Here is a 12,622-nt window from a genome sequence, read left to right as displayed (position 1 = left end):
ATAAAACAATGACTTAAAGCGTCATGAGCGAATCTGAAAGATCGCGACACGCTTTAGAGTATCAGCAAAATGTATTCGCTTTGCGTCCGGAAGTGCTCTAATGTATAATATCTTAAATCGGAATCGATTTAAGGTAAAAATCATGCAGTAGATTTAAAGCGTTACAGTGCCGTGCGTTTGACAAAACGCACGGCACTGTAACTTACGGCATCGCATCTTCCAAACTGCGCAAGCTGGATCGTCTTTGCCGCGTGAGCGTCCTTCGTCAATTCGCGTTGTCAGGATGATGTGCGATAATTGGAGCGCAGACGCGTTTCCTTGTTTCAGAAGGGTTCTCGCCATAGTGCGCCCTGTAAGTAGCGGCGAACCTTCCGAACTGAAAAAATCCCCATTTGAGACAGATTTCTTTCAGCAGCATACGATTGTCTGGATCAAGCAGATCCTGCCGTGCAGCCCGCAAGCGGAGCATCTGCAGATAGGCTGCGGGGGTCGTGTCCTTGAAGGTACGAAATCCCATTTCGAGCGCTCTGATAGAAACACCTGCTGCGTCCGCCACCATTGACATTGTTATCGGCTGGTGAATATTGGCACACATGAACTCGATCCCGCGGCGGACATGTCCGGGAGCAATCATGGGAGGCTTCTTATTCAGTAGATGCGATAACCGATGAGGCACCATCCTGATTACCAGGTCAGCGAGTGCCTGCGTAATATGTGCCATGCCTACGGGAGACTGAATGAGGGGGCCATTATCGCGTATTCCTTCGATCATGACTTCCGTGACATTGCGGATTGTTCTGCCAGCTGGTGTTGACATATCCATTTCAGGCAAAAGCTCGAGAGAGCCGCTAAACGGTATATCGAATGTTTCGCCTATGGTCCGTTGAATCAAAGACCAATCCAAGACTAATTCGTCTATCAGATTTGATTGCCCGTGCATTGAAATGCTGTCTGGCTCGGGAACTCTATAAAGAAGCATTTTTCCTTCTTGGGCCTGAGCCATGCGGGAACCGTAGGTGATACCCATGCCACCTCTGCGCGGAACAACGATTGAAAGGTGCCCTGGTGGATTGGAACACCATTTAGCGCGGAACTGAAATCCTGTCTGATGGTAACCCGTAATCAATCCAGCGCTTTCACAGGCCGACAGATCTATCCCCCAATGAAAGTCTTCTTCAGCATTGCCGAGGCGCTCGGCTGTGAACGTGCCAAAAACCCCTCCGAGGGTTTCGATCATGCTATCGAATGTTGAACCACGATCTCGAAAAACGGCATTATCGGCGCTCATTTCCATCATGTATTCTCCAGGTTCAGTATTGCCGCTTTATTTCTGCTCATTCAATGTCTCAAGACCTGATGGCAAGCTACGCGCGGGTATTCGAATGCAGCGTGCTGGCGATAATGCCGGCCGCCGATCCGGGCGGTTGCCTGCGCTGACGACCCATTTGACAGAAGGCTCTCCCAACCTGCAAGCAATCCTTGCTGATCTTGGGGTCAAGCGCGGCTGAGGCTGACCATGATGCCCTTTGAGGAGTTCGAAGGTGCCGACCTTAAGCCCAAGTTCATCGCCCGCTCTTTAAGGATGCGGTTGGAGTCGCCCGTAGCCGCCGCCTATTTTACAGGCTCATGAGCTGGATGAATAGCTGCTTATCGATGTTATACCAATGGCCATTGAGAATGACTTTTGGTATTCCGTTTTCAAATATCTCAAGCCCCTGAGGCAATTGAGGTATTCGAAAAATCGTCAAGGTGAGGATGCATGAGCATCTTCGAGCCTTGGCATTACACAGCCTCCAGCGGCCATATTGAAGAAGGAACGGAGGCCTTTAAAGCGTGTCGCGATCTTTCGGATTCGCTCCTGATGCTTTAAGTCATTGTTTTGTCGCATGTCGTTATCGCAAAACCGCCCCACACTTCTGCGCGACATGCTTTAGTGGTTTGTTTGTGACACTTTCTATCCTGTGCAGAGCTTTCCACAGCCAATGACACAACTATGAAAACCACTAGAAAATCTATGGTTCTCGTGGAGTTTCCAAATTTAACATTTCATCCGTGAGATCTCCGCAAATGGACAGGAAATGTCAAATTCACTCCATGAGCGCTGACCTCTGACCCAGTGTTGTGGTCACTTCATGCACATGGAACCTGATTTTATAAAGGCCCTAGACCTATATTAGCAGAATATAAATCTGAAGTATTTCGATTATATGCCAATTCATGTGGAATATCTGCCAGTTTCTGCTCAAGCATTACGAAGCACGCAACAGGCAAAAGCAGGCTCTCGCACATTCGAAAACATCTCGCTTGCGTTGCGACCTTTCTTGGCTAGTGCGCGAGATTGCGGCAAAAGAACGACCTGAGAGAAAGATCTGCAAAGGTCGAGTATATCGATGATCTGGATTGATGCCATCCAAACAATCAATTCATCAAAAATGCTCAAATGCCATTATAACAAGACGAGTTAAAGCATGTCGCGCAAAAGTGGGTAGCGGTTTTGCGATAACGACATGCGACAAAACAATGACTTAAAGCGTCAGGAGCGGATCTGAAAGATCGCGACACGCTTTAATGTCAAGGGTCATTGAAAATAACTCTTGGTATTCCCTTTTCGAATATCTCAAGCTCCTGACGCAATTGAGATAGCGAAAAATCTTCAAGGTGAGGATGCGTGAGCATCTTCGAGCCTTAGTATAGCAATTAGCGTTCGGCCACGGGGCCTCATCAGGATGACTACATGCTGCAAGAAATATTGCTTTCCGACGTCAAAGACCTGATCGGCAAGGAGATAGGCGTCTCCGACTGGATCACTGTGACACAAGAGACCATCGATCTATTCGCTAGCGCGACGGGAGACTTCCAGTTCATCCACACCGATCCGGTTCGCGCAGCAATGGAGGCGCCATTCGGGGGCACCATCGCACATGGTTTCCTATCTCTCTCACTGCTCACGGCGATGAACTACAATTGCCTGCCGAAGATCCGCGAGATGTCGATGGCCATCAATTACGGTTTCGACAAAATTCGTTTTATGGCGCCGGTCAAGAGCGGCGCACGTGTACGCGGCCGCTTCACTATGGTCCACGCCCGTTTCTGTGCCGCCAATATGCTGATGATTACATATGACGCGAGAGTGGAAATCGATGGAGAACGGAAGCCCGCATTAAGTGCAATTTGGCAGACAATCATCCAAATCGACGCGAAGCTGATGTCCGAGCAGGGCCACAGCGTCCCGGATTAGGAGCATTGTCCTCAGACCACGGGCTCATCTGCCTTGCTCTGACTCCTTGTTTTGATGCATTTCCGGACGCAAAATCACACAGTTTTGCTGGAAACCCCAGCGTTCATGAAGCAGAACTGGTTTAAAGCGTGTCGCGATCTTTCAGATTCGCTCCTGACGCTTTAAGTCATTGTTTTGTCGCATGTCGTTATCGCAAAACCGCTGCACACTTTTGCGCGACATGCTTGCTGGTCATATGCGATTTCCTTTAGAGCATTTCCAGCAAAAGTCTATTCGGTTTTGCGTCCGGAATGCGTCGAAACAGACAGTTAGAGCCTTTCACCGTTTCCGTGAAACAGTGAAAGGCTCTAGGGGCGGAGGGACAGGAAGGCCCTGCTGGTTCACGTCGCAGTTGAGTTATAACTTCTTCACCTCGATTTTATATCGGCGAAGAGCGTAACCAACCTGACGTGGCGTGAGGCCGAGGAGGCGAGCCGCTTTGGCCTGGACCCAACCGGATTTCTCCATCGCATCAATCAGCCGTTCGCGCCCGGTCAGACGCGCACCTATTGCAGGGCAAGCAGGATCGTCCGGATTACAAGCTTTGGGGGAGGTAGCACTCACCGGGGCGTCGGCGCACGTGGACGAGAGTGGGGAGCCATCCGAAATTGTTATTTCTCCAGCGAGCTGATTGATGGCGCTGGTGCCGTTCAATCCGCCTGCTTTCCACAGGAGCGAAGAGAGGCACTGGTTGTGCTGGCAGGCAAAGTCCGACGCACTGATGATCCTTGATTGCGCGAGTGTTGCGGTCCTGCGTACGCAATTTTCAAGCTCACGGACGTTGCCCGGGAAGCGGCAATGCGAGATCAAGTCAAGCGCCGACGGCGCGAAGAAGAGGTCGCGGCCATTCTCCTTGTTGAAGCGCTTGATAAAAACCTTCGCAAGGCGAGAAATGTCGCCAGGTCGATCTCTAAGCGGCGGCAACACAATTGGCACTACGTTAATGCGGTAATAAAGATCGGCCCTGAACTCTCCATTGGCGACGGCCGTTTCCAGATCCTTGTTGGTGGCGCATATAAGCCGAACATCGACCTTTAACGTTCTGGTGCCGCCAACCCTCTCCAGTTCACCCTCCTGCAATACGCGCAACAGCTTGGCCTGAAATGCAGGCGAGATTTCGCCGATCTCATCAAGCAACAGAGTTCCGCCATTTGCCAGTTCAAACCGACCTGCACGCTGCGAAATAGCCCCGGTGAAGGCGCCCTTCTCATGCCCAAACAGCTCCGACTCCAGAACACCTTCAGGCAGTGCGGCACAGTTCAGCCTTACGAAAGGTTTCTTCTTTCGAGGTGAAAGCTCATGGATGGCCTGTGCAAAGAATTCCTTGCCAGTGCCGCTTTCGCCTCTCAGCAGAACGGTGGTATTGGTCGGAGCCACGGCCGAAACGATTGTGAGTACAGCCTTGACAGCGGGACTTTCCCCGACGATCCAATCGATTTTGTCTGGCAGACGGCCGCCGATGTCATTTCTCCCACCGTGGGATGATATCTCATCTGTGCATTGCTCGTCCGTAAGCCGTGCGGCATCCATGACACGTGTACGATGGAGCCAGATTGTCTGGCCGACAAGGTTGGCGATCATTGTGAGAAAGCGTACGTCATCGTCATAGGGGAGGTTGACGGCAGTACCCCCAAGACGAACGATCGATAGTGCTCCAAGAATTTTGCGCTCGGCTTTTATCGGAACACAGATAAAACGAGTGGGCATGTTACTGCGTTTTGACGGCGCTTGAAGATCGGCCTGAAAGATTTCCACCTCGCATGTGTCCCGGACAACTGGCGCCCCGGTAGCAATAATCTCGTCGATTGTGGCTCGCGATATGGCTCGGCCGCCGGATTCAGGCGAGGGTGGAATTCCCGCAGTCGCGATAAATTCTGCGTCAGTTTCATTTTCCAGGACGACGATTGCTCCGTGCCGCATTTCCAGCATCGAGGAGAGGATGTTCACGACATTGACGAGCGTGATCTCCAGCCGGATGGGTGCGGCCAGGACTTTCGATATCTGGTAAATTCCACTTACGAAGATATCCGTATTCGTTTTGATGACTGATTCAGGCCGCCCTCCTTTGTCGAACGGACCATGCAGCATGTGAGCCATTGAAATTCCTCAGTGGTGGTCAGTTGCTCCTCCCAAGCAGCCCTTTCCCTTTGAACTCTGGAAGCATATTATTCCACGGTCTTTGCGTGCAAGCTTTTGACAATCTGAACAAACTCATGCTGTTTATGATACTCGCTCCGGCTTGCGCGCTTATCCGAACTTGAAGAGCACGCCATAGCCCCCTCGGGGGTAATTCCACTCAATCTCACCACTTGCCTCGCAAAGGACTCTGCATGTGCCGCATTCCATGCACCCGTCCGCGATGATCTCCACTTGGCCATTGTCATTCAACTCGTAGCATTTGGCCGGGCAGATGCTCGTCAGGGCAAAGAGATTGGCACCAGGCCACAGGTGCGGTCGAACTTTAATGTGCGGGCGCCCTGAATCGACAACATAGCGGTTCTGATAGAGCTTGTCCTCTACGCGCAAATTGGTAACAGCAATCGTCATCCCATCTCTCCTTCATCGCCAGGCGAATGCAAAGCGAACTGCGTCACTCACGAGCCCCCACCGCGACCGAGCCTTGATGAAAGTGGCCGTGGCCGCCCGTTCCTTGTCGATCTTCGGAGTGCTGTCGACACGAATGAAATTCTGTGCCGCCTGCGACAGCAACTGGGGATAAGTCATGAAAAAATTGCGCGAATTGGTGTGAAGCAGGGCGGGCATGTCTTTGTACTTCCTCAAGTCCTTTATGACGAAAGACTTGTCTAACATTGATTTATAGAGGGCGAGGTTTTCCTTCGTCATTTGGCCCTGCCGTTTCTTGACCTGATGAATTGCTTCACCGGCAAGGCGCCCTGACGTCATGGCGAGGTTGGATCCCTCGCGGTGCACCGCATTGTTGAGCTGCGCTGCGTCGCCTACGACCACCCAGCCGTTACCGAAGAGCTGCGGGATGGCATTGTAACCACCTTCCGGAATGAGATGAGCGGCATATTCCTTGACTTCGGAACCTGCAATCAGCGGCCGGATAGAGGGATGGTTCTTGAAGCCTTCGAGCAGCTCGTAAGGAGGCTGCCTCGTCGAGGCAAAATCCGAGACGAGGCAGCCGATGCCGATCGAGATTGATTCCTTGTTGGTATAAAGAAAGGCCAGCCCGGCCATGTCGCGGGAGATTGTGCCGGCTGCCTCGATCACACAGCCTTCGTTTGCGCTAAGGCCGAACCGCTGGTCGATCACCTCCTCAGGCAGGAAATGCATTTCCTTGACTGCGAGTGCCAGGTGTTCTGGTTTGGGTGTCTCACGCAAGCCAGCCCGGGTGCCGAGAAGCCCGCTTACCCCTTCGGCGAGCACGACAACGTCCGCAAGGATTAAATCGCCGGTTCGGTCGGTGCGAACGCCGATCACCCGCCCGTCGGTGTCACGAGCGAGTTCCGTCGCCGTCGTCTCGCAAAGAACCACTGCTCCGGCATCGCGCACCTTGCGCGAAAACCACTTGTCGAACTGGGCGCGAATGATCGTATAGCGGTTGTGCCTTGACTCATTGAAATCATCCGACCGGTACTGCATCCCCATATGAGATGTGTTGTCCATCATCCAGAAGCGCTGCTCGACCAGATGACGTTCCAGCGGTGCATCATCTCGAAAGTCCGGGATGATTTTCTCCAGCATATTCGAGTACAAGATGGCGCCTTGGACATTCTTGGAACCCGGATATTCGCCGCGCTCCAGCTGAAGCACCTTTAGGCCGCGACTCGCCATGGTGTACGCGGCTGCGTTACCGGCCATGCCGGCCCCTATAACTATAGCGTCAAAATTTTCTTCGGTCATGGCCATACTCCTCAATTCGCAAGCTTGTCGCGATTGTGCGGCGACAGCCGATGGGTGAAGGCATCCGTCAATGACGGCAGGAAGCGAATCGCATCCGTTACGACGCCGAGGTGAGCAAAATCGAAAATCGGCGCGTTTGGGTCGGTGTTGATTGCGACAATGAGATCAGCTCCCCCGACGCCGACCCGGTGCTGGATGGCACCTGAGATGCCCGCTGCTATATAGAGCTTCGGCCGAATCGTCTTGCCCGTCTGGCCGATCTGCCGATCTGCCGGCATCCAGCCTTTCTGGACCAGCGGGCGCGAGCAGCCATATTCGGCCCCAATCGCTCGTGCGAGATTTTTCACAAGTTTCAGATTCTCCGCAGCGCCGAGACCGAGGCCTCCGGCAACCACGACGTCGGCATAGGCGAGATTGGCGGTCGGCGACTGGCCATCAGGCAGGAAGCTGAGGGCTTTTGTGACGATCTCTTCTTCTACCATAGGGACTTCATGCTGAATGACACGCCCGATTGGCTTGTTCATGCGCTCCGGCATGGCCATGACCCGTGGGCGTACGGTGGCCATCTGCGGGCGGCAGTTGAGCGTGTAGATCGTGCATAGCAAGGAGCCGCCAAAAGTCGGTCGTGTGGCCGCGAGCGAACCATCCACGTCTACGTCGAGTTCGGTGCAGTCAGCGGTTAGCCCTGTCAAAAGAGTCGTCGCCACGGAACCGGCAAGGTCGCGGCCAAGGGTCGTCGCACCCAAAAGCAAAATTTCGGGTTTGTAGACAGTAACGAGATCCGTCAGTGCTTTAGTGAAAGGCTCGTTGCGATAATCGGTGAGCAACGGCGCCTCGACAATGTAGGCAAGGTCGGCGCCATATGCGAAGGCCTCGGCGACGGCATACCAGGTAGCCTCTCCTGGCGGTCCAAGGACTACGCCGGCAAGCTCAACGCCCAGCTTGTCGGCGAGCTTGCGGCCTTCGCCGAGCAACTCAAAAGAAACGGGATGGACCTGACCGCGCTCCAGCTCGATGAAGACCCAAACATGCCGATAGTCCTTGAAATGCTCTGGCAACTCCTTCTTCATGCCGGCCCGGCCAGCGGCTGGAGGAGGGGTGTCGCGTTTCGTGTTCAACATCTCTTCGCTCCTTGCCTTCAATCGTCGCCGTTGAAGGCGAGTTCGTTTTCCAGCACCGGCTGTCGCGAGAAGATTCCGGTGATCAAGTCGTCAGCAATATCGCGCGGCGACTTTTCGGTGGTGTCGATTTGCTCTGCCTTTTCGGTTCGCGCCGTCGGGGCGAAGACGCGTTTAACGACGGTTGGAGAGCCGCGCAGGCCGCATTTGGCGAGATCTTCTATGTCTGCGTCTGCTGCACTCCACTTAACGATCTGGCTTCGCGCAGCGCGTAGCGCGTCGTGGAGGGAGCCACGGCGTATCTCATTGGTGCCTTCCAGCATTGTGATGAGGCAAGGAAGCTTGCTCATCAGCGTCTGTGTGCCTCCTTCCGAGCGACGCTCCACCGTGATCTCTCGGGCATTGCAATCAATCGAGACAATCTTCGCCACGTATGTCAGCTGCAGGAGGTTCAGGCGTTTGGCAATACCTGGTCCAACCTGGGCGGTGTCGCCGTCGATCGTCTGCTTGCCGGTGAAGACGATGTCAGGCATGCCGAAGGTCTCTCCGATCTTCGCGATAGCTTGAGAAAGAGCGAATGAGGTCGCCAAAGTGTCGGAACCGGCAAAATGCCGGTCGGTCAAAAGAACGGCGCGGTCGGCACCGTAAGTGAGCGCCTTTCGCAATGCGTCCTCTGCCATAGGCGGTCCCATGGTAAGCACTGTGACCTCGCCGCCATGACGGTCGCGTAACCGAAGAGCCTCTTCCAGGGCAAACAGGTCATAGGGATTTATGATGGTTGGAACCCCCTGACGCATGATTGTATTCGTCACCGGGTGGACTCGTATTTGTGCGGAGTCCGGCACCTGCTTAATACAGATTACGATGTGCATAGTGGTTGCTTACTCCCTACCATTGAAATGGCTGACTTGCACTTTTCCTTCCATGCAGCATTCGTGCCAAATGTTTTCGTCGCTATATACCGTTGATAAAAAGGTGTTTTCCACGAAATGCGTTTTGCTTCAGTAATTACTTGTCTCTTTAGCGACATTTTTGTGTCTTAATAGCGACGAATTATTCCTTCCTGAACGGTTTCAGGATGGTTTCTAACGAGACGAAGGCGGTGGGTGGGATGGTGGGGTTGCCCGGATCGTGATCCTTTAGTACCTTGAAGACCCGGTGCGTGAGTGGAGGCGAAGTCGCGAAATCCTCGTAGGCGCGTTCCAGCATGGCACGGGTTCGAGCGGCAATCGCCTGGCCGGGCAGGCCGGATAAATCCTCATCGGCGAGATACTGGCCCATGCGCTTCATGATATGCAAACGTGAGACGTCGAGCACCTTGGGGTCATAGGAGACGCCAAGGACCGCGAAGAACTCCTCTGCAGCAGATAGACGCTTCAGCTGTGCGAGGGCATCATTAAAGTCGATATTATGGCTTTCATCAGAACACTTGCTCATTGTATTCTCCCGCATAGACAAAGGGACCATCGTGGCCGCAGATAGGAGTTGGGTTCAAGGGGTGTTGCAGCCTCACTTTTTCTTGGAGAGGTGGACCTGAAGCGCAAGGATCGGGTTCGCCGTAATGATCTTTTCCGGGTCGGCAACGATTGTGGTCGTCAGTTCAAGCGATTTGCGAGAAAAGATGACGCCGATCTCAGCGGTATCAAGAACGCGGCATTCATTGCGTTTTATAAGCCTTGCCCGACTGTTTCCCCAAGGGTTCCATGTGGCTGTTTTTTCACATCAGGTGATCAGCCAACGGACTTGCCGCAGGCGCACTTTTCGCGCGCATTTGGATTATCGAAGACAAATCCGGCGGAATCGATTCCTGTCACGAAGTCGATTATCATACCGTCAATTTGCGTTTGCGACGCTACGTCTACGAAAATTTTAACCCCATGGGCCTCGATGATTGTGTCGTCTTCCCTTGGCAATTCTTCAAGGCCCATCAAATACTTAAAACCAGCGCAGCCTCCTGCCTGAATCGTGATGCGAAAACCTTCCGTCGGTTTGGCCGCTCGGGAAAGCGCAGCTTTCATGATGGCGACGGCATTCTCGGTGAGCGTGATCATGCGTCGGTCTCTCCTCATTCTGGATGTGTTCGAGGCTAAGCGAGCATCTACCGTGCCAAAAAGAGAAAACATGTATAAACAACATGATGGCTCAGGCATCTATTTTGTCCCATTCCCGACAACGTCGAACATGGGACAAACGGAATCGACCGTAGTCCATGCGTTCATCTGACCTGCAAGCGTAACGGCCGCCGCAAGAGGCTTCACAGCTGTATCTGCCGATGGATAGAGCCTGGTCTTTTTGACGGGATTTTCAGTCACTTGGCGGCAAGCGACGGTATTACAGCGCCGTGCGTTTTATCAAACGCACGGCGCTGTAATACTTTAAATCTGCTGCATAATTTTCACCTTAAATCGATTCCGATTTAAGGAATTATGCAGTACGCCGCTCTCAAAACGAAGAGCATGACGTCCTGCATTTCATCCCGCAAGGGCAGGAAAGAGCCTGCGTTATTCTGCAAAACAAAATAGAAACAACGCCATAATACCAAGGGCGAAGATGCTAACGCATCCTCACCTTGAAGGGATTTCGAATATCTCAACTGCGTCTGAGGCTTGAGATATTCGAAAAGCGAATACCAAGATTCATTTTCAATCAGCCGTATTATAAGATCGAGAACATATTCGGGCGGCTCAAGAACTGACGGCGCATCGCAACTCCGTATGACCTCGCGCCGACATCTTTATGGCTGCCATTACCATCGCAGTAATCGCTATGGTTGGATTTAGTCAGTCCTGATCTTGGGGGCTGGATCAAGGTCTTATGCATGTCGTGGATGGATGCCATCCAAACAATCGATTTTACGAATTCATCGGTCTGCTGCATTAGAAGCCTATAACTTGACGGGCATCAAGATCGTCGATGGCACATTTGCGAGTGGCGCAGGAAGGGCTGGAAGTTGTGAGACAGTTCAGCATCTCTGGAACGTGGTGGTTTGCAGCGTTCTGCCGTTCGAATGCATGTCATTGTGATCGCTGACGACATCTTCTGATCTGCAAAATTCGCCTGCAGTTTTGGATCACGTGACCGTGCGCTTCTGGAAAATAGCAACCAATAAGGAATCTTTGTATGCGCTCTGGGGTTGAATGGCGTCTCTGTTGGGAAAACGAACTGGAACTCTCCGACCATATCGAGCTCACGGAGTTCTTTCGAAAGACATATGGGCCGACTGGGGCGTTCAATGCCAAGCCATTCGAGGGCAGTCAAAGCTGGGCTGGGGCAAGGCCCGAGCTTCGTGCGATTGCCTACGATGCGAGTGGGGTCGCGGCGCACATGGGCTTGCTGCGCCGTTTTATCAAGGTTGACGGTGTCGACCTCCTGGTGGCTGAGCTTGGTTTGTATGGTGTACGTCGGGATCTTGAGGGGTTGGGAATCTCCCATTCGATCCGTGTTATGTTTCCTACACTACAGGAGCTTCAAGTCCCGTTCGCATTCGGAACAGTTCGCGACCAGATGCGCAAACACGTTGAGATGTTTGGGCGATACAGTCTGGTGAATGTTATGTCGGGACTTAGTGTAAGATCTACTCTGCCACACGCCCGTATCGACAAGCCGCCCACGCGCGTTGAAGATGCGCTTGTGATCGTTCTGCCAGTGGGTCGATCGATCTCGGACTGGCCTGCCGGTACGATGATCGACCGCAACGGGCCTGAGCTATGACGGGTCTCCATTGCTTGTCTGAGGTGCGCAGTGAGGGCACAGATCAGCGCAGCGTTTACTTGACGTTCGATGATGGTCCTCATCCAATTTTTACTCCGGCAATACTGGATGTACTGGCTGAACATCGGGTGTCGGCAACTTTCTTCGTCATTGGTCAGTGCGTAGTCGGTCAGCCGAGCCTAATACAGCGCATAATTGCAGATGGGCACGAAGTCGCCAACCACACGATGACTCATCCTGACCTGTCGAAATGTGGACCCGGCGAAGTAGAGCGTGAACTGTTGGAGGCGAGCAGAGCCATTAAAACGGCGGCACCACAGGCCTCGGTCCGACATGTCCGAGCTCCGTACGGCATCTGGACCGATGAAGTGCTCAAGGCTTCGGCGAATGCCGGGCTAACCGGTGTCCACTGGTCGGTAGACCCCCGTGACTGGTCCTGCCCCGGGGTCGACGCCATTGTCGGTGCAGTGCTCGACTCTGTCCGACCCGGAGCCATTGTACTCTTGCACGACGGATGTCCTCTCAGCGAGTTGCACCCCTGCACTTTTCGCAATCTGCGCAGCCAGACCGTCATGGCGCTTTCCAGCATAATTCCAGCCTTGCATGACCGCGGCTATGTAGTCCGCTCGCTTCCTCAAAGTCACTGAAG

11 protein-coding genes are annotated in these 12,622 nt (G+C 53.2%); 3 read left to right on the top strand and 8 right to left on the bottom strand.

The window, feature by feature from the left end; genetic code table 11:
* Positions 1 to 265 precede the first annotated feature (265 nt).
* Positions 266 to 1,297: a helix-turn-helix transcriptional regulator gene (locus tag T424_RS0109110; RefSeq protein ID WP_027487449.1), complete on the bottom strand. Its 1,032-nt coding sequence runs from the start codon at positions 1,295 to 1,297 to the stop codon at positions 266 to 268.
* A 1,437-nt stretch (positions 1,298 to 2,734) separates the two neighbouring features.
* Between T424_RS0109110 and T424_RS0109090 the strand changes: the two genes are divergently transcribed.
* On the top strand, positions 2,735 to 3,238 hold the full coding sequence (locus tag T424_RS0109090) for a MaoC family dehydratase (RefSeq protein WP_027487448.1): 504 nt from the start codon (positions 2,735 to 2,737) through the stop codon (positions 3,236 to 3,238).
* A 396-nt stretch (positions 3,239 to 3,634) separates the two neighbouring features.
* Here T424_RS0109090 and nifA read toward each other — a convergent pair whose 3' ends face one another.
* The 7 genes from nifA to T424_RS0109055 all read right to left on the bottom strand — a co-directional run bounded on the left by nifA (position 3,635) and on the right by T424_RS0109055 (position 10,313).
* Positions 3,635 to 5,374 carry a nif-specific transcriptional activator NifA gene (nifA, locus tag T424_RS0109085; protein WP_027487447.1) on the bottom strand — a complete coding sequence of 580 codons (1,740 nt, stop codon included), beginning with the start codon at positions 5,372 to 5,374 and terminating at the stop codon, positions 3,635 to 3,637.
* 150 nt (positions 5,375 to 5,524) lie between these two features.
* The gene (locus T424_RS0109080; protein WP_027487446.1) at positions 5,525 to 5,824 is read right to left on the bottom strand and encodes a ferredoxin family protein; all 300 of its coding nucleotides are present in this window, start codon (positions 5,822 to 5,824) and stop codon (positions 5,525 to 5,527) included.
* Between the two features lie 12 nt (positions 5,825 to 5,836).
* A complete protein-coding gene (locus T424_RS0109075; RefSeq protein WP_027487445.1) occupies positions 5,837 to 7,144 on the bottom strand; it encodes an FAD-binding protein in 1,308 nt (435 codons plus the stop codon).
* A gap of 11 nt (positions 7,145 to 7,155) precedes the next feature.
* Positions 7,156 to 8,265 (bottom strand): electron transfer flavoprotein subunit alpha/FixB family protein, encoded by a 1,110-nt coding sequence (locus T424_RS0109070; protein WP_027487444.1) that lies wholly within the window; start codon positions 8,263 to 8,265, stop codon positions 7,156 to 7,158.
* Positions 8,266 to 8,282: 17 nt separating this feature from the next.
* Positions 8,283 to 9,134 (bottom strand): electron transfer flavoprotein subunit beta/FixA family protein, encoded by an 852-nt coding sequence (locus T424_RS0109065; protein WP_027487443.1) that lies wholly within the window; start codon positions 9,132 to 9,134, stop codon positions 8,283 to 8,285.
* Between the two features lie 181 nt (positions 9,135 to 9,315).
* On the bottom strand, positions 9,316 to 9,699 hold the full coding sequence (gene nifW / locus T424_RS0109060; RefSeq protein WP_027487442.1) for a nitrogenase stabilizing/protective protein NifW: 384 nt from the start codon (positions 9,697 to 9,699) through the stop codon (positions 9,316 to 9,318).
* 293 nt (positions 9,700 to 9,992) lie between these two features.
* Positions 9,993 to 10,313 carry an iron-sulfur cluster assembly accessory protein gene (locus T424_RS0109055; protein ID WP_027487441.1) on the bottom strand — a complete coding sequence of 107 codons (321 nt, stop codon included), beginning with the start codon at positions 10,311 to 10,313 and terminating at the stop codon, positions 9,993 to 9,995.
* Between the two features lie 1,069 nt (positions 10,314 to 11,382).
* On the opposite strand from T424_RS0109055, the gene T424_RS0109045 reads away from it, so the two are divergent.
* Both T424_RS0109045 and nodB read left to right on the top strand, forming a co-directional pair.
* Positions 11,383 to 11,973 carry a NodA family N-acyltransferase gene (locus tag T424_RS0109045; protein ID WP_027487439.1) on the top strand — a complete coding sequence of 197 codons (591 nt, stop codon included), beginning with the start codon at positions 11,383 to 11,385 and terminating at the stop codon, positions 11,971 to 11,973.
* Positions 11,970 to 12,620: a chitooligosaccharide deacetylase NodB gene (gene nodB, locus T424_RS0109040; protein ID WP_027487438.1), complete on the top strand. Its 651-nt coding sequence runs from the start codon at positions 11,970 to 11,972 to the stop codon at positions 12,618 to 12,620. Before T424_RS0109045 ends, nodB begins: the two co-directional genes overlap by 4 nt.
* Positions 12,621 to 12,622: the final 2 nt, after the last annotated feature.

The sequence above is a fragment of the Allorhizobium undicola ORS 992 = ATCC 700741 genome, from assembly GCF_000621665.1.
GTDB lineage: Bacteria > Pseudomonadota > Alphaproteobacteria > Rhizobiales > Rhizobiaceae > Allorhizobium > Allorhizobium undicola.
The sequence above is the reverse complement of the archived record's forward strand: the minus strand, read 5'-3'. Positions and strand labels throughout refer to the sequence as shown.

Bases quoted from the DNA above. Each gene is read 5' to 3' on its own strand.
- nodB (WP_027487438.1), top strand. From the start codon at position 11,970: ATGACGGGTCTCCATTGCTTGTCTGAGGTGCGCAGTGAGGGCACAGAT.
- T424_RS0109080 (WP_027487446.1), bottom strand. From the start codon at position 5,824: ATGACGATTGCTGTTACCAATTTGCGCGTAGAGGACAAGCTCTATCAG.
- T424_RS0109075 (WP_027487445.1), bottom strand. From the start codon at position 7,144: ATGACCGAAGAAAATTTTGACGCTATAGTTATAGGGGCCGGCATGGCC.
- T424_RS0109110 (WP_027487449.1), bottom strand. From the start codon at position 1,297: ATGATGGAAATGAGCGCCGATAATGCCGTTTTTCGAGATCGTGGTTCA.
- T424_RS0109055 (WP_027487441.1), bottom strand. From the start codon at position 10,313: ATGATCACGCTCACCGAGAATGCCGTCGCCATCATGAAAGCTGCGCTT.
- T424_RS0109070 (WP_027487444.1), bottom strand. From the start codon at position 8,265: ATGTTGAACACGAAACGCGACACCCCTCCTCCAGCCGCTGGCCGGGCC.
- T424_RS0109045 (WP_027487439.1), top strand. From the start codon at position 11,383: ATGCGCTCTGGGGTTGAATGGCGTCTCTGTTGGGAAAACGAACTGGAA.
- nifA (WP_027487447.1), bottom strand. From the start codon at position 5,374: ATGGCTCACATGCTGCATGGTCCGTTCGACAAAGGAGGGCGGCCTGAA.
- nifW (WP_027487442.1), bottom strand. From the start codon at position 9,699: ATGAGCAAGTGTTCTGATGAAAGCCATAATATCGACTTTAATGATGCC.
- T424_RS0109090 (WP_027487448.1), top strand. From the start codon at position 2,735: ATGCTGCAAGAAATATTGCTTTCCGACGTCAAAGACCTGATCGGCAAG.
- T424_RS0109065 (WP_027487443.1), bottom strand. From the start codon at position 9,134: ATGCACATCGTAATCTGTATTAAGCAGGTGCCGGACTCCGCACAAATA.